The following is a 21262-nucleotide window of genomic DNA, read 5'->3' as shown; positions in this document are numbered from 1 at the left end:
GACTCAGCGGTTCAGCTCGGGCAGTTGTGGTCTTGGCCGTTCAACTCTCGTCAGAGCGTTACTTGTTCAGTGACTCGTAGCCGTCCGGTGGATCTCAGTAGTTCTCGCCGAAGGCGGCGCGCTGGCGCTTCTCCAGCCAGCCGCTGAACAGCCGGCCGATCGGTGCCGCGGCGACGCCGCCCTGCTCACCCGGTCCGGCCACGGACAGCAGCCAGGCCGGCATGAAGCGCAGCGTCCAGCCGGGGGCCGTCTTGCGCATGTGGGTCGCGAAGCCCTTCCAGATCTGCTTGCCGAGCGCCGGGGCGAGCCGGCCGAGGAGCTCCCGCTCCTCGTCGCCCGCGTGCCCGGCCAGCTGTTCGCGCACCTCCTCCGTGCGTTTGGCCAGTTCCGCCGCTACGGCAGGGTCCGTGCCGAGCCGTTTGCTCGTCTCGTGCCAGGTGTGCAGGACCTTCGCAAGCTCTTCGTGCTCGGCGGTCATGAGGGCCAACGCCTCCTGGTCGGCGCCCAGTTCGCGCAGGCGCGGCCAGAGGAAGTCGTCCTCGCCCTCGTGGTGGTGCTCGATCACCTGGAACAGCTTGTCCACGTAGTCGAGGAGGGCGGCGGCCTGTTCGGCGTCGGGGGTACGGGCCAGCTGTTCGGCGCTGCGGGCCACGCGGTCGAGGTCGCGCACCATGGCACGGTGGGCCAGGAGCATCGTCTGGTGGCCCGAGGGCAGGTGGGCGATGGACTCGGTCATGAATGTCGCTCCTTACAGGTCAACGGCGTGCGATACAGGTGTCCGCCCGCCGGGCGCTTCGGTTTCACCAGGCCTCGTCCGGCACGGTCATGAGCACCGTGTCCGTGCGCTCCGCGACGGAACGCTCCGCGGTCAGCAGCGGCAGCACCTCCTGGGCGAAGAACCTGGCTGCTGCGATCTTGCCTCGGTAGAAGGCCGCATCGGAGGCGTTCGGGCCATCCGGCCGCTGCGCCAGCTTCGACTCGGCCACCGTGGCCTGCCGGAGCAGGAGCCAGCCGACGAGTACGTCGCCGGCCGCCATCAGGAGCCTGGTGGTGTTCCGCCCCACCTGGTACATCGCCGTGGATTCCTCGAAGGAGCGCAGCAGGTGCCCGCCCATGACATCGACGATGGCTCGCAGTTGCGTAACTGCTTCCGCCAACTGGGCGTGGGCCTCCGCGAGTTCGCCGCTCGTGACGGCGTACGCGGTCTTCTCCACCTCGGTCAGGAGCGCACCGAGCGCGGCGCCCTGGTCCTTCGCCACCTTGCGGAAGAAGAAGTCGAGGCCCTGGATCGCGGTGGTTCCCTCGTACAACGTGTCGATCTTGGTGTCGCGGATGTACTGCTCCAGCGGGAAGTCCTTGATGTAGCCGGCGCCGCCGAAGATCTGGAGCGCGTGGTTCAGCTGCTCGCAGGCGCGCTCCGAGCTGTAGCCCTTGACGATCGGAAGCAGCAGGTCGTTGAGAGCCTTCGCCTCTTCGTCCGCGCCGCCCGCGGCCTCGGCCTCCGCGATCCGGTCCTGCACCGTCGCGGTGTGCAGGACCAGGGCGCGCAGGCCCTCGGCGTACCCCTTCTGGAGGAGCAGGGAGCGCCGGACCTCGGGGTGGCGGGTGATGGGGACCTTCGGCGCGGACTTGTCGCCCAAGGCCGCCAGGTCCGTGCCCTGGAGGCGCTCCTTGGCGTACGCGGCCGCGTTGAGGTAGCCGGTGGAGAGGGTGGCCGCCGACTTGGTGCCGACGATCATCCGGGCCTGCTCGATGACCTGGAACATCTGCCGTATGCCGTCGTGGACCTCGCCGAGGAGCACGCCGACGGCGGGCTGTTCGGCGCCGAAGGTGAGCTCGCAGGTGGCCGAGGACTTCAGGCCCATCTTGTCCTCAAGTGCCGTGGCGTAGACGCCGTTGCGCTCGCCGAGGCGGCCCGCGGAGACGTCGGCGATGTGGAACTTCGGCACGAGGAAGAGCGAGAGGCCCTTCGTTCCCGGCTTGTGGCCCTCGGGGCGCGCGAGCACGAAGTGGACGATGTTCTCGGCCAGGTCGTGCTCACCGGAGGTGATGAACCGCTTGACGCCCTCGATGTGCCAGCTGCCGTCCGGCTGCCGGACCGCCTTGGTCCGGCAGGCGCCCACGTCGCTGCCCGCGTCCGGCTCGGTGAGCACCATGGTGGCGCCCCACTGCCGGTCGACCATGAGGCGGGCGAGCCGCCGCTGGTCCGGGGTGCCGAGCCGGTCGAGGATCTTCGCGAAGCCCGCCAGGCCTTGGTAGAGGTAGAGCGAGGGGTTGGCGCCGAGTGCGAGTTCGGCGACGGCCCAGCGCAGGGACGGCGGCACGTCGGCGCCGCCCAGGGACGACGGCAGGTCGAGCAGGTGCCAGCCGGACTCCATCCAGGTGCAGTACGCCTCCTTGAAGGAGTCGGGCAGGGTGACCGAACGGGTCGCCGGGTCGTAGCGCGGCGGGGTGCGGTCGGCCTCGACGAAGGGGTCCGCCAGTTCGTGCACGGCGAGCCGCTCCACCTCGGCCAGGATGCCGCGCGCGGTGTCACGGCCCGTCGACGCGAAGGCGCCCCTGCCGTACGTCCGCTCGCAGCCGAGGACCTCGAAGAGGTTGAACTCCAGGTCCCGCAGGTTCGGCTTGTAGTGGCTCATGACTGGTGTCCGAGCAGGGCGGCGAGCGCCGTGGACAGGCGCTCCACCTCGTCCACGGTCCCTACGGAGATCCGCAGATAGCCGGGGAGCCCGAGCACGTCGAGGTTGCGTACGAAGATGCGGTGCTCGGCCGCGAGCCGGGCCGCGAACCCCACGCTGTCCCCGGGTGCCGCCCCCTCCCCCGGCGCCCCCGGCACCTTCACCATCACGAAGTTGGAGACGGACGGGGCGTACTCGATGTCCAGGTTGTCCAGGGACTTGCAGAGCAGCTCCCTGGCCCGTGCGTTGTCCGCGCGCACCTGGTCGATGTGCTCGGGCTGTTCGAGGGCGCGCAGCACGGCCCGCTGAGCGGGACGGTTGACGTTGAAGGGCAGGGCGGCCGCGACGCTGTTGATCCGCTGGACGAGGTCCTGGGGGCCGATGACGAACCCCATGCGGACCGAGGCCAGTCCCCACGCCTTGGAGAAGGTGCGCGTCACCAGGACGCGGCGGCCCTCGCGCACCGCGTCGAGGGCGAACTCGTGGGCAGGGCCCGCGAAGTCCATGTAGGCCTCGTCGAAGACGAGCACCGTCCCGCTGCGTTCCGCGGCGTCGATCAGTTCCGACACGGCCGCCCGGTCGAGCACCGCCCCGGTCGGGTTGAGCGGATTGCAGACGAAGGCGAGTTCGGCGCCGCGCTCCATCTCGGCCACGACCCCGTCGACCGGGATCGACGCGCCGTTCAGCGGAACGGTGTGCGCCCGCGCCCCGACGGCCGCGGCGGACACCACGTAACCGGGGAAGGTGGTGGCGGTGGTGACCACCGAGGCGCCGGGCTCGCGCAGGAACGCCATCGAGGTGACGAGGACCAGTTCGTCGGTGCCGTTGCCGACCGCGACCATGTCGGGGGTGACCCCGAAGTGGCCGGCCAGCCTGCCGCGGAGTTCGCCGCACTCGCTGTCGGGGTATCGGTTGAGGTAGCTCGCCGCCTCCGCCCTTACGGCGTCGATGGTTCCGGGCGGCGGACCGTACGGGTTCTCGTTGAGATGCAGTCGCAGATGGTCCTCCCTGCCGACGATCTCGGTGTCGGCGAAGAAGCCCGGCGGCGGAGCCTGGACCTGGGGCATGGTGGATCCCTTCTCGTACGGTGTCGCCGTGCCGGCCGGGCCGAACGGCCGGCCCGGTCAGCCCAGTTGGACCCGGGCGATGGTCTGCAGCTGGTCGGCCTCGCCGCCGAGCAGGGCCCGGCAGCGGAAGCGCTGGATCTTGCCGCTGGGTGTCCTCGGCAGATGGCCGCGCTCCACGAAGACGCACTCGGAGAGCGCGATGCCCGACTTCTCCCTGGCCACGGCGGCGGCCTGGTCGGCGATGAGCGCGAAGTCGGCGCTGCTGCGCTTGGGTTCGAGGAGAAGGACCAGCTTGGAGACGCCGCCGCCGGCCATGTCGACGAGCGCCGAGCAGCCCTTGCGGACCGGGCCCATCGCCTCGACCGCCGATTCGATCTCGCTGGTGTAGACGTTGCGTCCGCCCACCGAGATCAGGTCGTCGGCCCTGCCGACGAAGTACACCTCTCCGTCGTGGACGAAGCCCAGGTCACCGGTGTGCAGGATGCCGTCGTGGAAGCGCTCGGCGGTGCGCTCGGCGTCGTTGAGGTAGCCACTGGCCAGGCTCGGCGAGTCGACGCGCAGCTCGGAGACGCGGTCCGGTTCCTTGGTGGTCACCGTGACGCCGGGCAGCGGCGGCCCGTTGGAGACGAGCCGGGTGGCGCCCGGCGCGTCCTCGGGGACCTCGACGATCCGGCCGTCGAGCAGCGCCGCCCCGTCGAAGCTGCGGGTGACGGGGACCGCGCCGAGCGGGGTGCAGGAGACCGCGAGGGTCGCCTCCGCCATTCCGTACGCGGGCATGAACGCCGTGGCCTTCAGGCCGGAGGGGCCGAACGCGGCGACGGTGGCGTCCAGGGTCTCCCAGTCGACCCGCTCGGCTCCGACCACGCAGACGTTCAGCTTGAGCGGCTCGGGCAGGATGTTGCGGCCCTGCGCGCGGGCGGCCAGGTGCAGGGCGGTGTTGGTGCCCGCGGTCATGGTGGCGCCGTACTCGGACATGTCGCGGAACCAGGTGCGCGGTGCCATGCCGAACCGCTCGGGCGACGACAGGACGAAGTCGTAGTCGAACGCCCAGGCGTGCAGCATGGTCCCGAAGATGCCCATGTCGTGCGAGAGCGGCAGCCAGGAAACGATGGTCTCGGCGCCGGGGCGCCCGCCCGTCATCTCGTGCAGCATGTGCAGATGGGTGCCGATGGCCCGGGTGCTGAGCTCGCAGCCCTTGGGCAGGCTTGTGCTCCCCGAGGAGTACTGGATGAAGGCGGTGTCCTCGGGTCCCGGCGGGGAGGGCTCGATGCGGTGATCACCGTACAGGGACGTCCAGTTGAGGACCGGGAGCTGTGCGGCGAGCTCCACGGGGACGAGCGGCGCCAGGGCCTGGTCGATGAGGAGCACCGTGGGGCCGAGCCGCTCGGTGAGCACGCTCAGCTGGGCGCCGTACTCCTGCGGGCTCTGGCCGCGGGCGGGCAGCGGGAAGGAGGCGACGGCCCCGCCGGCCAGCCAGACGGCGAGGAGTCCGCGCAGGGTGTGCGCCGAGTTGGTCAGGACGGTGGCGACCCGGCTGCCGGGCCGCACACCCGCGGCGCGCAGGGTCGCGGCCATGCCGTGGGCGTCGGCGACGACCTCGCTCCAGGGGGTGTGCCCGAAGCCGTCGTCCTCCTGCCAGTGGTGCAGGACTCCGTGGGAATCGTCGCGCAGGAGGAGGTCCCAGAGTCCGGTGCCGGTGGTTGCCATGGTCACTCCACATCCACGAGGGAGAGATCGGATCCGCCGCGCGAACGGTCCGCCATGGGGGCGATCCGCTGCTGGCTGACCAGGAGTTCCTCCTGGCTGAGCTTGGTGCCGCTGACCCGGCTCACGCCGGCCTCGCGCATCGTCATCCGCTCGGTGTCGATCCGGATGACCTTCCAGGCGAGGCGGGTCTTCTCCAGGCTCCAGATGAAGATCGCGGAGAGGTCGACCTCGTACCACTTCATGCCGTGCCGTGCGGAGCGCGGGAACGCGTGGTGGTTGTTGTGCCAGGCCTCGCCGAAGGAGGGCAGGGCCAGCCAGGCGACGTTGCGGGAGTGGTCGGTGGTGGTGAAGCGGCGGCGGCCGAAGTAGTGGCCGATGGAGTTCACCGCGTACGTCATGTGGTTGATGAGGAAGATCCGCACGAGACCGCCCCAGAGCATGCCCGTGAACAGCGCCTGGACGGAGCCGCCCGTGATGGCGAACGCGAGCAGGCCGGGCAGGACGACACCGGCGGCGACGACGGCCACGAAGTTCTCGCTGAGCCAGCGCAGCGGCTTCTCCCTCACCAGGTCGGGGCAGTAGCGGATCGGGTCGGAGCTGAGGTCCTCGTCGAAGAGCCAGCCCAGGTGCGCGTGCCACATGCCGGCCATCGCGCCCTTGAAGCCGGGCTCGAAACCCAGGTGCGGGCTGTGCGGGTCGCCTTCCTTGTCGGCGACGCGGTGGTGCTTGCGGTGGTGGGCGGCCCAGATGATCGGCGGGCCCTGTCCCGCGAGCACCCCGGCCGTGGCGAGGGCTACGCGGATCGGCTTGTACGTCTCGAAGGAGCGGTGGGTCAGCATGCGGTGGTAGCCGGTGGATATGCCGATGCCGGAGATCACGTACATGACGACCGTGACCAGGACGTCCGTCCAGCCGAATATGTGGTTCCAGGCCAGCACCATGGCGGCTCCGAGTGCGAACAGTGGCACCAGGGAGGCCGTGAGCATGTACCAGCGGTGTTCCTTGCCGTCCATTTCTTCCCCTTACTTTCGTTGGTCTTCGACGTCAGAAACTTGAAGAGTCAGACACCCGAGGCGTCAGACACCCGAGGTGGTCTCCGGGTCGAATTCGGTGCGGAGCGCGGGCAGAACGAGCGAGAGGAGCGCGGCGATGCCGGTGAGCACCGTCCCGACGAGGAACACGGTGTGGAAGCTCGTCAGGAGGGCGCCCGGCATGGCGGCACCCGCGGCGATCTCGTCGTCCAGGCGGGTGCTCGCCAGGGTGGCGAGGACCGCGAGCCCGACGGCGCCGCCGATCTGCTGGCCGGTGTTGAGGACCCCGGAGGCCGCGCCCGAGTCCGCCTTCGGCACCCCGCTGACGGCCGCCACCACCAGGGGCACCATGGCCAGGCCGTAACCGGCCGCGCAGAGCAGCAGGGTGGGCAGGATGTCGGCGGCGTACGAGGCCTTGAGCGGGGCGTTGAGCAGCAGGCCGAGGCCGGTGGTGGCGGAGGCGAGGCCGATCAGGCACAGGATGCGGCTGCCGAGCCTGGGCAGCAGCTGGATCGCGATGCCGGAGAAGACCGCCATGGTGATGCCGAAGGGCGCCCAGGACACTCCGGCGCGCAGCGGGGACCAGCCCAGGAGGTTCTGCATGTACTGGGTCAGGAAGAAGAAGATCCCGTACAGGCCCGACGCGGCGAGCAGCATGATGACGTTGGCCGCGGAGATCTGCCGGCTGGCGAAGATCCCGAGGCGGATCAGCGGCTCGGGGGCGCGCTGTTCCCTGATGACGAACGCCACCAGGAGCAGGACGGAGCCGATGAGTCCGGCGATGGTGGCGGCGGAGCCCCAGGGGCGGTGGTTGGTGCTGATCACGGTGTAGACGAACAGGAGCAGACCGCCGGTGATGAGGACGGCTCCCATGCCGTCCGTCGCGGGCCGCTTGCCCGGGGCGCCGTCCTCGCGGTCGGCGAGCGCGGGCTTCAGGGCGAGGGCGAAGAGGAGGGCGCCGACCGGGATGTTGATGAAGAACACCCAGCGCCAGTCGACGAGATCGGTGATGACGCCGCCGAGCAGTACGCCGGAGACTCCGGAGATCCCGGTGAGGCCGCCCCAGATGCCCAGCGCCTTGCGGCGCTCCTTCGCCTCGGTGAAGACGGTGATCAGGATGGACAGCGCGGCCGGGCTGAGCAGCGCGGCACCGAAGCCCTGGGCGCCGCGCGACACGATCAGCATCTCGGGAGAGTTGGCGAGACCACAGGCGAGCGAGGCGGCCGTGAAGATCCCGAGGCCGGTGAGGAACACCCGGCGTCTGCCGAACAGGTCGGCGCAGCGGCCGCCGAGCACCAGGAAGCCGCCGAACAGCAGCATGTAGGCGTCGATGACCCAGGCCAGCGAGGCCCGGTCGAAGTCGAGGGTGGTGCGGATCGTCGGCAGCGCCATGGCGACGACCGTGTCGTCGATGATGACCATGAACTGTGCGCCGCAGGTCACCGCGAGCGCGAGCCCTGCCGCCTTGGTTGCCGCGTCGCCGCTCTCGGCTGCCGCGGTGGACGAGGCGGTTCCCCTGCCCATATGCCTTCTCCTGTTCGCCGAGCTGTGTGGGGGTGCTCTTTGGTCGAGCTGTCAGGAGGCCGCGGCCTGCGCGACGACCCGGTTGAGGCGGTCCATGCGGGTGGCCAGGCTCATCCGGCCCTCCAGGCGGAAGGCGGGCAGGCGCCTGCCGTCGACGTCGCTGAAGCCGTACTCGTCGGCCAGGTCGCCGGTGGAGAGCACCTGGCCCGAGCGGCTGAGCACGTCGGGGTCGGCGGCGAGCGCGTTGATCGCGCGGCCCACGTACTCGGGCGAGTGGACGACCGCGGCGGGACCGTCGCCGAGGGCTTCCCAGGCCGCCTCGACCCGCTCGGTGCGGACGAAGCCCGGGTGCAGGGAGAGCGCGGCGATCTTCTTCTTGCGCAGGTCGGCCGCGAACGCCTTGCTGAGCCGGTCGTTGGCGGACTTGAAGACGTCGTACGCCGCCTGGCCGAGGTAGGTGTCGCCGTCGGTGAAGCCGATGCCGACGATCAGCCCGGTCTTCCCGTCGCCCTTCTCGAACATCAGCGGGGTGAGAAGGCGTGTGATGTCGTACTGGGCGCGCAGCGAGCCCTCGCACAGTTCATAGCGCCACATCGGCTGGTCCCAGTACGGGGCGTCGAAGCGCACGTCGCTCGAACGCTCGTAACCCGCCCAGGCGTTGTTCACCAGAAGGTCCAGCTTGCCGTGGTCGGCCCGGATCCGGTCCGTGAGCGCCTGGTTGTCCTCGGTCGACCGGTGGTCGCAGCGCACCGCGATGCCGGTGCCGCCGCGGGCGGTGACCTCGTCCGCGGTGTCGTCGACCGTGCCGGGCAGGCCTTCGGTGCGGCCCTCGGTACGGGTGCTGCGCCCGGTGACGTACACCGTCGCGCCCGCGCTGCCGAGGGCGAGGGCTATCCCGCGGCCCACGCCCCTGCTGGCGCCGGTGACCACGGCGACGGTTCCGTCGAGCCGCGGGGGCTTCCACTCCTCGTTCACGGGGTTCACGGCTGCGTCCTTTCTGAACTGATCCGGCGGGGTTAGCTGAGGTGGGCGGAGGCGTATTCGAGCGTCCGCTGGTAGGCGTCCGTGTCGTGGACGAAGGGGACCTGGTAGCGCTCGCGCAGTTCCGGCATCGACGTGGGCAGGACTCCGCCGCCGCAGCGCGTGACCTCGCTGACGTCCCGCAGGACGGACAGGTACGAGCGCGCCAGCGGAGGCAGCCGGCGCAGCTCCTCGGGGTCGAGGGCGTCGGGGTCGGTGACCGGCGGCGGGGTGAGGGTGCGGCCCAGGCCCGCCGCGTGCTTGGCGCACACGTCGATGGCGGCCTCCATGTCCATGGCCTCGTCGCCGTACGTCACCCAGAACTCGCCGCTCGTGTCCCCGAGTTCGACGGCCGCGAGCACCGCCTTGGCGAGCAGGTCCTGGGGCACGATGTCGATGCGGTTGCCCTCGTGCACCGGGATGAACGGCGCACGGCCGCGGCAGATCCAGTCGGACATCAGCTGCACGATCTGGCCGCGCGAGGTCCAGCCCGTCCGCGAGTCGCCGATCAGGTTGGTCGGCCGGAACACGGTGTGCGGAAGTCCGCTGTCACGCAGCAGCTGCTCCGAACGCAGCTTGGAGCGCACGTAGTTGGTGGTGACGTTCGTGTCGCTGAGCTTGTACGGGGCGTTCGCCGAGAGCGCGGCCACGAACGCCGTGCTCATGAAGTGCACGGTGGCGCCGGAGAGTTCGGCGAACTCGATGACTCTGCGGGTGCCGTCCACGTTCACCGGCTTGTAGCGCTCGTCGGGCAGCCCCCACTCGGTGAGGCCCGCGGAGTGGATGACGGTGTCCACGTCCCGGACCAGCGCGCGGTAGCTGTCCTCGTCGAGGCCGAAGCGCGGCTCGGCCAGGTCGGCGTCGAGCACGTGCTCGGTCCCGGCCGGCAGGGCCACGCCGCCGGGCCTCGCCATGGAGATGAGCCGGATCGGCCGGCCCGGCATCTCCTGGAGGATGGCGCGGCCCACGACGCCGGACGCGCCGGTGAGCAGTACGGTGCGTCGCTCGCTCATGCGCGGGACTCCTTCCACTCCATGAGGCGTGTGGTGGCGCGGGCGCCGACGTAGAGGAACGGCTCGGGCGGGAAGTCCCGCTGCTTGCGGTGCTTGTCGTCCACGTAGAGGAGCCGCGAGTACTCGGAGTCCTTGCCGAGGACGAGGTCGCGCAGGACCTTGCCGCCGGTGTGCGTGGCCGCGATGCCGTTGCCGTTGAAGCCGTAGCCGTAGAAGACGTTTCCGCCGGGCAGGGACCCGAAGTGCGGGGCGTAGTCACGGGTGACGTCGACGGTGCCGCCGTAGAGGTAGGTGAACTTGACGTCCCTCCACATGGGGAAGAACCGCCCGAACTCCTTGTGCAGTTCGCGGTAGGCCCGCGTCTCGTTCATGCGGCGTCGGCGCATGTCGCGGCCGTAGAAGTAGAGGGCCGGACCGCCCGCCCACATCAGGCGGTTGTCCGCGGTGAACCGCGCGCAGGTCAGGAAGGTCTTCGCCTCGACGAGACCCTCGCGGCCCTCCCAGGCGATCCGGCCGAGCTGCTCGTCGGTGAGCGGTTCGCTCACCATCGCGTAGCTCCAGATGGGCACGGTCTTGTTGCGGAACTTCTCGAAGGTGAACTGGTGCGCGTTGGCCGCGATGATCACCTTGTCGGCGGTGATCCGGCCGCCGGGGGTGACGACCGTGGGCCGCACTCCGGGGTCGACGCGCAGGACCGGGGTGTTCTCGTAGACGGTCACCCCGCGCTCCTTGACGACCCGGGCCACACCGCGGGCGAGGCGGAAGGGGTTGATCAGGGCGCCGCCCGTGCGCATGGCGCCCAGGATCGCGGGCGAGCCGATCAACTCCCTTGCCTGGCCGCCCGAGAGGAGCTCGGGCTGCTCGCGGCCCGCGATGGTGGTGGCGAGCTCCCGGTCCGCGCGCAGGCGGCGCAGCTGGGCCTCGTCGGTGGCGACCATCAGGTAGTCGTTGGCCTCGTACTCCGCGTCGATCTTGTTGCGGCGCGTGAAGCGGCCGATCTCCAGGATGGAACGCCCGACGGCCTGCGAGGCCTCCAGGGCGCGGCGGGTGCCGAACTCCTCGACCAGGGCCTGGATGTCCTTGCCGATGGTCGGTGTGACGAAGCCGTCCGCACGGCCCGAAGCGCCGTATCCCGAGTACTTGGCCTCGACGATGCGGATGTCGAGCGCGGGCTCGGCCTCCTTGAGGAAGTGGGCGGCCCAGAGGCCGGTGTAGCCGCCGCCGACGATGGCGACGTCACAGTCGACGTCGTCCCGCAGCGGGGGTTCGGGCGTGACGGACTCCGTCTCGTGCCAGTAGACGACGTTCTTGCGCGTGCTCACACTCAACGCCCCTTTTCGAGAATGATCCTCGCGAGGCCGAGGTGGCGGTTCTTGAAGTGCCGCACGCTCGCGCCGAGATAGTTCTCGTAATTGACGACGTTCTCCTCGCCGGAGATGCGTACGGCCGCTTCCCTGTTCTCCTGGAGCCGCCTCAGCCATTCCCCGCAGGTGCGGCTGTAGTGGTCCGGGTCATTGCGCAGGGAAACCACGTCGAAGAGCTTTTCGCTGGATTCGACGACTTCGGAGAGCGCCGGGATCTCCGACTCCGGGAAAATGGTCTCGATGATGAACATGAGCTCACGCACGGTGGCCTTGTCCATCACGGTGTTGTTGCCCTTGATGTTGGTCTGCAGGGCAATGCGCCCGTGTGAGGGCAGCCACTCGTAGCAGCGCTCGAAGAACTCGCGGTAGGCCGCGATCCGTTCGGCCCTCGTCAGGCCGGTCTTGGCGAAGTGCTCGAACGCCCCGATCGAGATGATCGCGTCGTAGCCCTCCGTCGGCTCGTGGTCCAGCCAGTTCTCCACCCGGATCTCGGTGCGCGCGATCCCGGACGCCCTGACCAGTTCGGCCTGGCTGTCGCTGAGGGTGAGGCCCGTCGCGTGCCGCACGCCGTAGATCCCGGTGAGGCGCTTGAGGAGGCTTCCCCAGCCGCAGCCCACGTCCAGGACGCGGCCGGCGCCCGCCGCCCTGGCCCCCTCGATGAGGTAGTCCAGCTTGCGGGCCTGCGCCGCCTCCAAGTCGCCCTGAATACCCGCGAGTTCGGCGCCCGACTCGTCCCACAGGGCGCAGGTGTAGGTGAGCGAACCGTCCAGCCACAGGCCGTAGAAGTCGTTGGAGACGTCGTAGTGGTGCCTGATCGCCTCGGCCGTGGCGCCCTGGTAGGCGGCGGTGCTCATGCGGCGGCCGCGGTCTGGGTGGACTCGACCAGCTTGACCAGGTCGCCGACGGTCTTCACGTTCGCCGCCTGGCTCGGGTCGAGCTCGATCTCCGCGTCGTCCTCGACGGTGTAGACGATGTCGGCGATCTGCAGGCTGGACAGGCCCACCGAGTCGAAGGCCGTGTCGGCGCCGAGCGTGAGGCCCGACGCCTTGTTGCCGAGCTTCTTCGCTATGAGGGCGCATACGGATTCAACGGTGATCACGATGGTTGTTCCTTCCGGTCGTTGCGATGTGCGGTGAGCGATTGACCAGAACCTAACTACGGCCGCCGCCCCCGGACATGACAGACCGGTATGGCAGATCCCTGCCATGCCACGGCCGCCCCTGCTGGCAGGGATGTGTCACTTGCCCGTGGTGGACCAGAAGGCCTGCAATGAGTGGACCACCGCCTGGAAAGAGGGACGGTCCATGAGAAACCAATTCCGCGTGGTCGACTTCATCGTCGACTTTCTTTGCCGGCAGGACGTCGGGCATGTATTCGGCGTCGGTGGCGCCAATATCGAAGACCTCTACGACGCGATGCGCCACGCGGAGTCCGGCCCGCTCGGCGTGGTCGCCAAGCACGAGTTCTCGGCCGCCACCATGGCGGACGGATATCACCGCGCCTCCCAGCGCATACCGGTGATAGCCGCCACCTCGGGCGCCGGGGCCATGAACCTGGTCCCCGGGATCGCCGAACTCAGGGCCTCCTTCGTGCCCGCCCTCGTCCTGATCGGGCAGCCGCCCACCTCACTGGACGGGCACGGTTCCTTCCAGGAGACCAGCGGGCTCGCCGGGTCCATCGACGCGGAGCGCCTCTTCGGCGAGATCGCCGTGCACTGCGTACGCGTCGATGACCCGGAGTCCATCACCGAGTCGCTGCCGCGTGCCCTAGCGGCGGCGATGGACCCGGCGGCTCCGGGCCCCGCCGTGCTCCTGCTGCCCAAGGACGTGCAGCAGGCCGTGCTTCCCGCCTGGGACGCTCCGGGTCCGCCCGAGCTCGCCGCATCCGCGCTGTCCTCCGCCGCCGAACGCGACCGGGCCGTCGGCCTGTTGCGCTCGGCCGTCGAGCGGCAGGGCGTGGTGGTGGTCGCGGGTGAGGCGGTGGCCAGGGCGGACGCGCGGCCGCAGCTCGCCCGGCTCGTCGAGGCGCTGGGGGCGCGGGTCGCCGTGGCCCCGGACGCCAAGGACGTCTTCGACGACCGCGATCCGCGTCATCTGGGCATCGCCGGGGTGATCGGCACCGCGGACGTGCAGGAAGCCCTGGAGCAGGCGTCGGCCGTGGTGCTCGCCGGCACCCGGCTGCCGCAGATGGCGGGGGCCGGACTGCACGACCACCTCAAGGGCTCACCGGTGGTCTGCCTCGACCCGCGGCCGCCGTTCCTGGAGCCGCACGAGGATCTGGTGCGCCTCACCGGGCCGCTGGCCGACGAAATGACCGTACTGACCGAGGAGTTGACGGCCGAAAAGGAGTTGATGGCCAGAAAGGAGTCGATGGCCAGGAACGCACCGGACGAGACACCGGGAGCCGCCCGGCAGGAGCTCCGCGCCCCCGCGGCCGGGGCGGCGCCACCGCCCCCTGACCTCTCGCCACCGGGCCCGCTGGACATGCGTACCGCCGCGACCGTCGTCGGCGCCGCGCTGCCCGCGGGGGCCACCGTGGTGAGCGACGCGGGCAATACCGGCGCCACCGTGATCCACCACGTCGGCGTGCCCGTCGACGGCCGGTTCATCGTCGCCATGGGCATGGGCGGCATGGGCCACAGCTTCGGGGCCGGCATCGGCGCCGCGTTCGCGACCGGCAGGCGCACCTGCGTGTTCGCCGGTGACGGGGCGTTCTTCATGCACGGCATGGAGGTGCACACTGCGGTCGAGCACCAACTGCCCGTCACCTTCGTGATCTTCAACAACAACTCCCACGGCATGTGCCACACCCGTGAGCAGCTGTTCTTCTCCGGCGACTACACCTACAACCTCTTCCGCCCGGCCCGGATCGGCGAAGGCGCCGCCGCGATGTTTCCCGGCCTCGACGCGGTGACCGCCACGACCGCCGACGAGCTGCGCACCGCGCTCGCCCGGGCCGAGGCCACCGGGTCGCCCTCACTGATCTGCGTCGAGACCGACCCCACCGAAATGCCTCCGTTCCGTCCCTTCCAGCAGCACGCCATGGCCGTCGGAAAGAGCCGGCCCATCAACCAAGGAGTCGTACCAGGATGACCACCGCCCTCACGAACACGGACCCCACCAGCGCCACCGCCGACTACGTCGCGCCGGAGCCGATCCCCGCCGACCTCAAGGACGTCCCCGGACTGCTGCGCTGGGAGACCACGCCGCGCGAGGAGGCCCTCGCGCAGGCCGCGCAGATGACGAAGGAGTCGTTCACGTACGACGAGGTGTACGGGAAGTTCGTGACCGTCCACCAGTACATCGACGCGCCGCCGCAGGCCGTCTACGACTACCTCACCAACGAGCGCAACCTCAACGAATACACCTACAGCACCCGTGACTTCGCGCCCACCGACACCCCCGGCCTCTACCAGGGCCGCGACACCCTCCTCGACGACGAGACCAAGATCTTCCTGCGGATCGACGGCGACCCGCGGGCCCTCACCGTCGACATGAAGTGCGCCTGGGACCAGGGCGAGGAGCTGTGGATGGTCTACATCCACCGGATCATCGACGCGCAGACCGTCCTGAACAAGCCCGGCTCCGTGGTCATCTGGACCAACTGCCGTCACCCGTACTACGACAAGAACCCGCACCCCGAGCTGGCGTCGAGCCCCGAGCGCCCCTGGGTCGGCGACATGTGGAACCTCTTCTACGCCGGTCACCAGATAGAGATCGACAACATGAAGAAGATCCTGGAGCTGCGCAACGGCAGCACCGGCGCATGAAGGCTGTGAGCCTGCTCGAACTCGCCTCCTACCTGCCCGGGGAACCGGTGGGCACGGAGTACTTCCTCGAACATCAGACGAGTGACGGCGAGTTGGCCGACCACACGATGTTCAAGGCACCGCGCACCCGGCACCAGGTGTCCAGGGACGAGACGCCCGCGGACATGATGGAGAAGGCCGGTCTCGTCCTGCGGGAGCGGATCGGGGACGACGCCCTGCGCGCCGTCGACGTGGTGATCACCAACTCGCTCCTTCCCGAGGTGCCGTTCACCGGTCCCGGGGCGGAGGTCGCCCACCGGCTCGGCGTCAAGGCGGACTGGGTGCTCGACGCCCACAACGGCGGCTGCGCTTCCTTCGTCCATCTGCTGCGTCTGGCCCGTGCGCTGATCGGATCGGGCCAGGCCAGGTCCGCGCTGCTCTTCAACGTGCAGAACAGCGCGGGCCCGGTGATGACCCAGCCGGACGTACGCAGTCTCCCCGAGGCCGTCATCCCCGGTGACGGCTGTGGCGCCGCCTATGTGGCGGCGTCCGACGAGTCGCCGATCCTCGGCATCGAGGTCGCCAACCACGGCGAGTTCACCCGCGACTGCGGACTCGCGCTGCACGACGGGCGCAAGTACTGGGAAGCGGGGGCCAGTCAGATGCACGTCGGGTTCACGCCCGACAAGGTCGCCGACATCGTCGAGCGCGGCAACCGCCTGGTGCCCGAGGTGGTGAACCGGCTCTGCGAGTCGCTCGACCTGAAGACCGACGACCTGGATCTGCTGATCACCAACCAGCCCAACCGGATGTTCCTGAAGCAGTGGCAGGAGCGGCTCTCCATCGGCCCCGACCGCCATCTGGACACCTTCGACCGGTTCGGGAACCTCTTCGGCGCGGCCGTCCCCATCACCCTCGACCACGGAATCCGCGAGGGCCGGGTCGAGGACGGCAGCCTGCTGATGCTGGCGGGCTTCGCCCACGCCGGGGACTTCGCGGGAGCCGCCGCCGTGCACTGGCGGGTGGGAGGTGCGCGGGGGTGACCCAGGGGGCCGGGGGCGGTTCGCGCCGCCCCCGGCCCTCCCGCAGCTCACGCCAACTCGCCTGACTCACAAGGAGAGTCCATGACACGCCCCAAAGCCGTCGTCATCGGTGCCGGCATCGGTGGCCTGACCACCGCCCTCGCCCTGCACCGGCGCGGCTGGGACACCACCGTCCTGGAACGCGCCCCCACCCTGTCCCCGATCGGCGCCGCCCTGACCCTGGCCCCCAACGCACAGCGCGCGCTCGCCGCCCTCGACCTCGGTGACGAGGTCACGGCCCTCGCGGCGTGGCAGGGCGACGGCCTGATGTGCGATCCGCGGGGCCGCCCGCTGACCCGCACGAACAGCGCGGCCGTCACCGCACGGTTCGGCGGCCCGCTGGTGGTCCTGCGCCGCAGCGACCTGGTCGACCTGATCGTCGGCCGGCTGCCCGACGGTGTCCTGCGCACCGGCGAGGCGGCCTACCTCACGGACGCGGGATCCGCGGACCGCAAGGCGCACGTCAGCACCCCGCAGGGAATGTACGAGGCGGATCTCGTCGTCGCCGCCGACGGCGTCCACTCCAAGACGCGCGCCATCCTGTTCCCCGGCCACCCCGGCCCCGCCTACGGCGGCTGGACCGTCTGGCGCATCCTCGCGCCGACGCCAGGACCCGGCTTCGTGCCGCACGAGTCGTGGGGCGGCGGCCTCGTCTGGGGCAGCCTGGTCCGGGACCCGGACAGCGTGTTCATCTACGCCTGCGCCGCGACCGAGGAGGGCGGCCGCTCCCCCGACGGCGAGAAGGCCGAGCTGCGCAGGCGCTTCGGCGACTGGCACGACCCCGTGCCGACCCTGATCGACTCGGTCGGTGATCACGAGATCCTGCGCCACGACGTCTACCACATGGCCGTGCCGCTCGGCTCGTTCCACCGGGGCCGCACCACGCTCCTCGGGGACGCGGCCCACGCCATGGTGCCGACCCTGGGGCAGGGCGCCAACATGGCGATCGAGGACGGCGTGGTCCTCGCCCATCACGCCAGGCCGGGCGGCGACCCGCTGTCCGCCCTGGCCGCCTACGACCACGACCGAAGGCCGCGTACGACCGCGATGGTGCGGCGCGCCGAACGCATCCTGAAACTGACGTCGCTGCGCTCCCGCGGGGCCGTGGCGACCCGCGACGCGGTGTTCAGGGCAGCGTCGAAGGCCGTCCCAGGCCTGCTCCTGCGCGGCTTCGACGGAATCGCCGACTGGCATCCGCCCGCCGTGAAGATCCCGGTGGCCGAGCGCCACCCCCTCTGACCCGGACGGCCCGCCGGCCGTCCGTCATCTCACCACCCCTCACCACCCTGATGGTCCCAACACCCCTGTGAAAGAAGGACTCTGACTGTGCGTCATATACTCAAGGCCAGCGCCGTCGCCACCGCCGCCCTGTTCGTCGGCGGTGTCGCACTCGCCACCCCCTCCGCCGCCGCCCCCACCGCCGTCCAGACCGTGACGGCGTCGTACGACTGCGGCAGCTACGGCGTCTCCGACCTGACGATCGAGGCCTCGGCCGCGAACGGCGTCGGCTCCGTCAAGATCTCCACCAGCGGCGGTCTGGCCCCGGTCGACATCCCGGCGAACTCGATCACCGCCACGCTGCGCCTTGAGCGGGCCGGCGGCGGCACGGTGGACTTCACCGGCACCGCCAACGACGCGGCTGCCGCCGGGCAGCCGGTGACCATCGGCGCGCTGACCGGTTCGGTGTCCGCGGGCGACAGCCTCGACTCCTACATCCCGGCCGCGGGCTCCGCCGACACCTCGCTGAGCCTCAACATCCTGGGCAGCGAGAACACCTGCAAGGCGGTCTCGAAGCAGACGCCGGGCCCGATCGTCTTCTGATCGAGCAGCTTCTGAACGAGCGGTTCACTCCCGGGGGCCTGACTGTGCGCACAGTCGGGCCCCCGCGGCTGTCTCGGCTGTCTCGGCCGTCGCGGCTGTCCGCACGGCCTCGCCCCGGTGCACCACCACGGGCGCCACGGCCGACGCCGGGCGGGCGAGCGCGGCCAGGCAGCCCTCACCGGCCGCCACGTCCCGCACCGCCCAGCGCTCGGTGCCGCCGATCGCCGCGGCTCGCTCCACGACCGCGGACCGCTGCCACGGCCGTACGGCCACCTCCGCGAGATCCGTACCGAGCCCCACCCCCCAGGCCTTGACCACCGCTTCCTTCCGCACCCAGCAGCGCAACAACGCCTCGTCCCGCTCCGCTCCCTCCCGGGCGGCGACATGGGCCCGCTCATCGGACGTGAGGGCACGGCGGAGCACCGCCGGTGCCTCGGGTGCGCTCCGGCGCTCGATGTCGACGCCGACAGGCACCCCGTACGAGAGCGCGAGCATCCACCACTCCCCGGAGCGCGACACGCTCGTCCGCCACTCGGTGCGCGGCAGGCGGACATAGGGAGGGCCGTGGCGGTCGCTCCCGCAGCCCGGGCAGACCGCGACGCCCCAGTCCACCGCGGACGGCCGCACTCCGAGCCACCTCGCGACCGTGCGCCGGATCTCGGCGCGGGCGCCCGCGTACCTGGCCCGCGTCACCTCGTCCCTGAACCCCTCGAACCGGCGTCTCTCCCGGTCGTCCAGAAGCGCCACGTCCCGGCCCGACACCGTGTCGCGCACGTGCCCGGCCCAGACGTGGACGCCCGCGCGCCCGGCCCAGCCCATCAGCCGGCCTGCTGAATGGCGCGTACGACGTGGACCCGTGAGCCGCACTCCAGCTTCTGCATCACCACGCGCAGATGGTTCGTCACGGTCCACTCCGAGATGCCGAGCTGCCTGCCGATCTGCCGGTTGGTCATGCCTTCGGCGACGAGCAGCGCGACCTCGTGCTGCCGTGGCGTGAGGCCGTGCGGGGCGGCGGGCTCGGCCCGCGAGGACCGTGCCTCCCTGGGCGCGGGCGCGAACAGGCCTGCGAGCAGGGCGTTGTGCGGCGAGACCTGGCGGGCCTCAAGACGCAGCCTGCGCAGCGCGGCGGGGTCGAAGCCCTGGTGCAGCCGGTCGGCCACCGCCCGCAGCGTGACGCCCTCCTCGGAGACCAGCGCGTGCCGCCCGCGCAGGGCCTCTGCGTGGGCGAGGACCTGGGCCAGCGCCTCCTTGTGCTCCTCGGTCCCGGGCCCCGCGGCGACGATCACCATCGTCTCCAGTGCCTCGGCGGCCTCCGCGGGGCCGCTGGTGCCCATGAGGAGACGGATCGACTCCCGCACGTTCACGTACGCCTCCGGGGTGCGGCCGAGCAGCCGTCGTACCCGGGCGAGCGCGTTGAGCAGGGCGGCGCGGACCACGACCGGGGACCACGGGTCGCGCCAGAAGCCGTGGGCGTCCGGCTCCAACCCGACGGGCGTGCACGGCAGTTCGGCCAGCGCCTGCAGCACCGGGCGTTCCGCTCCCGAGTCGCCGTGCCCGGCCCGCAGGAGCGACTGCGACCGCCGGGCAAGGGCCGCTCCGTACACATCCCTCCTGGCGTCGAGTTCCCTGAGCGCGGATTCGAGCAGCGCCGCGGCGCCCGCCATCTCGCCCCTGCGGCGCAGCAGCTCCCCGGTGTGCGCCGCCACCCGGGCCCGTACGCCGGGAAGTTCGGCGGCGGCGACCGCGGCCCGGTCGAGCGCCGCCTCCGCGCGCTGTCGCTCGTCGCGGCCGAGCGCCCAGCGGGCCACGGCCATCAGCGCCTCGGCGGCCAGGGCGCCGTCGGGGCACGCGGCGGCGGAGGCCTCCATGACGTCCGCCGCGCCGAGGTCGAGCCCGTGGCCGAGCAGCGGGCCTTCGAGCGCGGTCAGCACGCGCAGCACTCCCGCGTGGTCGCCGCGCGAGCGCAGATGGCCCGTGGCCTTGCGCAGGTCGGGCAGCCTGGCCTCGACGGCCGCGAGGAGCTGGCCCATGTCCCGCCCGGCGCGCAGCCCGTCCGCGAGCCCGGCGGCGAAGGCCGTGCAGTGCGCCGCGTGCTGGTCGAGCGCCCCGGCAAGCGCGTCCGCATCGCCCGCCAGGTCCCGGTGGTAGTGGGCGCGCGCCATGCGCGGCAGCCGGAACTCCGGCTCGCCGTCCGGGCCGCGCCCGCTGAGCAGCAGGCTCTGGTGGACCAGGGACTCGATGCCGGCCACCGCGTCCGCCTGGCCGGCGCCGGCCACCCTGCGCACCTCAGCGAGGCCGAGCGGTGCCTCGAACACGGCGAGCGTGCCGAGGAGTTCGCGGTCGGCCGCGCTCAGCCCCTGGGCGGCCCAGCCGAGGGCGCTGCTGATGCCGTCGTGCCGGGCGGACGCGTCCCGCAGCCTGCGCCGGCCGATGGGCTCGCCCCTGCTCAGCCTCTCCAGGACGGCCTGCGGGCCCTCGGCGCCGACCGCCTCCGCGGCCAGCTCGATGGCCAGCGGAATGCCGTCGAGCTCCCGGCAGAGGTCCGTCACCGCCGACTGCGCCTGGGCGCCGTCGAGTCCGGCGCGGTGGCGGGGGCTCACGTGATCGGTGAAGAGCTCCTCGGCCGGTGAGCCCACGCCCGTGGGAAGCGGCTCCGTCACCAGGACGCGCTCGGCCCGGATGTCGAGCGAGACCCGGCTCGTGACCAGGATCTTCAGCCGCGGACAGGCCCTGAGCAGGGCGGAGATGTCCAGGGCCACGTGCGCGGCCACCGGGTCGCAGTTGTCGAGGACGAGCAGCGTCTGCCGGGTGCCGATCCGCGCCGCGGCCGCCCTGGCCGTGTCGGCACCGACACTCGACCAGACCGCCGCGCCCCCGGCCGATTCGGCGAGGTCCGTCCAGAGCAGGGGCGGGCCGCCCGCCCGTGTCCGCGCGATCAGCGCCGCGTGGGCCACGTGGCTCTTGCCCACTCCGGCGGGCCCGGTCAGCGTGATGAGACGCTCGTGAGGCTGCGCCAAAAGCCGTGCCAGCAGGGCCAGTTCACCCTCCCGGCCGCGCAGCCTGCCGAATCCGTGGCCCATCAGGCGGTCGGCTTGCGCTTCCGCCGCCGCACCGCCGCTCCCCGGCACGGCCGGGATCACGACCTCGAACTCCCGCTCTGGTGCAATCATTTCCGCTCTCCCTTGTGTGGTTCCCCGCAACCCCAGC

General features: G+C 71.1%; 18 protein-coding genes. 5 read left to right on the top strand and 13 right to left on the bottom strand.

The genetic code is table 11. The features are described 5' to 3' along the window. Window positions 1-94: 94 nt before the first annotated feature. The 11 genes from E5671_RS29860 to E5671_RS29810 all read right to left on the bottom strand — a co-directional run bounded on the left by E5671_RS29860 (window position 95) and on the right by E5671_RS29810 (window position 12503). Entirely contained in the window at window positions 95-736 is a 642-nt protein-coding gene (locus E5671_RS29860; RefSeq protein ID WP_160506984.1) for a hemerythrin domain-containing protein, read from the bottom strand. Window positions 737-800: 64 nt separating this feature from the next. After that, window positions 801-2639: an acyl-CoA dehydrogenase gene (locus tag E5671_RS29855; protein ID WP_160506983.1), complete on the bottom strand. Its 1839-nt coding sequence runs from the start codon at window positions 2637-2639 to the stop codon at window positions 801-803. Beyond that, window positions 2636-3745, bottom strand: coding sequence for a pyridoxal phosphate-dependent aminotransferase (locus tag E5671_RS29850; protein ID WP_160506982.1), 1110 nt, complete (start codon window positions 3743-3745; stop codon window positions 2636-2638). The genes E5671_RS29855 and E5671_RS29850 overlap by 4 nt, the downstream gene beginning before the upstream one ends. A gap of 57 nt (window positions 3746-3802) precedes the next feature. Beyond that, a complete protein-coding gene (locus E5671_RS29845; protein ID WP_160506981.1) occupies window positions 3803-5452 on the bottom strand; it encodes an AMP-binding protein in 1650 nt (549 codons plus the stop codon). Window positions 5453-5454: 2 nt separating this feature from the next. Beyond that, window positions 5455-6465 carry an acyl-CoA desaturase gene (locus E5671_RS29840; RefSeq protein WP_160506980.1) on the bottom strand — a complete coding sequence of 337 codons (1011 nt, stop codon included), beginning with the start codon at window positions 6463-6465 and terminating at the stop codon, window positions 5455-5457. 63 nt (window positions 6466-6528) lie between these two features. Continuing rightward, window positions 6529-8007: an MFS transporter gene (locus E5671_RS29835; protein ID WP_160506979.1), complete on the bottom strand. Its 1479-nt coding sequence runs from the start codon at window positions 8005-8007 to the stop codon at window positions 6529-6531. Between the two features lie 51 nt (window positions 8008-8058). Beyond that, window positions 8059-8991 carry an SDR family NAD(P)-dependent oxidoreductase gene (locus tag E5671_RS29830; RefSeq protein WP_202122790.1) on the bottom strand — a complete coding sequence of 311 codons (933 nt, stop codon included), beginning with the start codon at window positions 8989-8991 and terminating at the stop codon, window positions 8059-8061. Window positions 8992-9023: 32 nt separating this feature from the next. Then, window positions 9024-10040 carry an SDR family oxidoreductase gene (locus tag E5671_RS29825; RefSeq protein ID WP_160506978.1) on the bottom strand — a complete coding sequence of 339 codons (1017 nt, stop codon included), beginning with the start codon at window positions 10038-10040 and terminating at the stop codon, window positions 9024-9026. Next, entirely contained in the window at window positions 10037-11362 is a 1326-nt protein-coding gene (locus tag E5671_RS29820; RefSeq protein WP_160506977.1) for an FAD-dependent oxidoreductase, read from the bottom strand. The genes E5671_RS29825 and E5671_RS29820 overlap by 4 nt, the downstream gene beginning before the upstream one ends. A gap of 2 nt (window positions 11363-11364) precedes the next feature. After that, window positions 11365-12258, bottom strand: a complete 894-nt coding sequence (locus E5671_RS29815) for an SAM-dependent methyltransferase (RefSeq protein WP_160506976.1) — start codon at window positions 12256-12258, stop codon at window positions 11365-11367. Then, window positions 12255-12503 carry a phosphopantetheine-binding protein gene (locus tag E5671_RS29810; RefSeq protein WP_160506975.1) on the bottom strand — a complete coding sequence of 83 codons (249 nt, stop codon included), beginning with the start codon at window positions 12501-12503 and terminating at the stop codon, window positions 12255-12257. Before E5671_RS29810 ends, E5671_RS29815 begins: the two co-directional genes overlap by 4 nt. Before the next feature lie 205 nt (window positions 12504-12708). Here E5671_RS29810 and E5671_RS29805 point away from each other — a divergent pair, with 205 nt between their 5' ends. From E5671_RS29805 to E5671_RS29785, 5 genes are all read left to right on the top strand, one after another. Beyond that, entirely contained in the window at window positions 12709-14496 is a 1788-nt protein-coding gene (locus E5671_RS29805) for a thiamine pyrophosphate-binding protein (protein WP_160506974.1), read from the top strand. After that, window positions 14493-15173, top strand: a complete 681-nt coding sequence (locus E5671_RS29800; protein WP_202121302.1) for an SRPBCC family protein — start codon at window positions 14493-14495, stop codon at window positions 15171-15173. The genes E5671_RS29805 and E5671_RS29800 overlap by 4 nt, the downstream gene beginning before the upstream one ends. After that, window positions 15170-16195 (top strand): 3-oxoacyl-ACP synthase III family protein, encoded by a 1026-nt coding sequence (locus tag E5671_RS29795; RefSeq protein ID WP_160506973.1) that lies wholly within the window; start codon window positions 15170-15172, stop codon window positions 16193-16195. Before E5671_RS29800 ends, E5671_RS29795 begins: the two co-directional genes overlap by 4 nt. 81 nt (window positions 16196-16276) lie before the next feature. Further along, window positions 16277-17473 (top strand): FAD-dependent oxidoreductase, encoded by a 1197-nt coding sequence (locus E5671_RS29790; protein WP_160506972.1) that lies wholly within the window; start codon window positions 16277-16279, stop codon window positions 17471-17473. An 87-nt stretch (window positions 17474-17560) separates the two neighbouring features. After that, on the top strand, window positions 17561-18055 hold the full coding sequence (locus E5671_RS29785) for a hypothetical protein (protein WP_160506971.1): 495 nt from the start codon (window positions 17561-17563) through the stop codon (window positions 18053-18055). Between the two features lie 24 nt (window positions 18056-18079). Here E5671_RS29785 and E5671_RS29780 read toward each other — a convergent pair whose 3' ends face one another. Both E5671_RS29780 and E5671_RS29775 read right to left on the bottom strand, forming a co-directional pair. After that, window positions 18080-18874, bottom strand: a complete 795-nt coding sequence (locus E5671_RS29780; RefSeq protein ID WP_160506970.1) for a 4'-phosphopantetheinyl transferase family protein — start codon at window positions 18872-18874, stop codon at window positions 18080-18082. Next, window positions 18874-21225 carry a LuxR C-terminal-related transcriptional regulator gene (locus tag E5671_RS29775; RefSeq protein WP_160506969.1) on the bottom strand — a complete coding sequence of 784 codons (2352 nt, stop codon included), beginning with the start codon at window positions 21223-21225 and terminating at the stop codon, window positions 18874-18876. The genes E5671_RS29780 and E5671_RS29775 overlap by 1 nt, the downstream gene beginning before the upstream one ends. Window positions 21226-21262: the final 37 nt, after the last annotated feature.

It is taken from the genome of Streptomyces sp. BA2, from assembly GCF_009769735.1.
GTDB lineage: Bacteria > Actinomycetota > Actinomycetes > Streptomycetales > Streptomycetaceae > Streptomyces.
The sequence above is the reverse complement of the archived record's forward strand: the minus strand, read 5'-3'. Positions and strand labels throughout refer to the sequence as shown.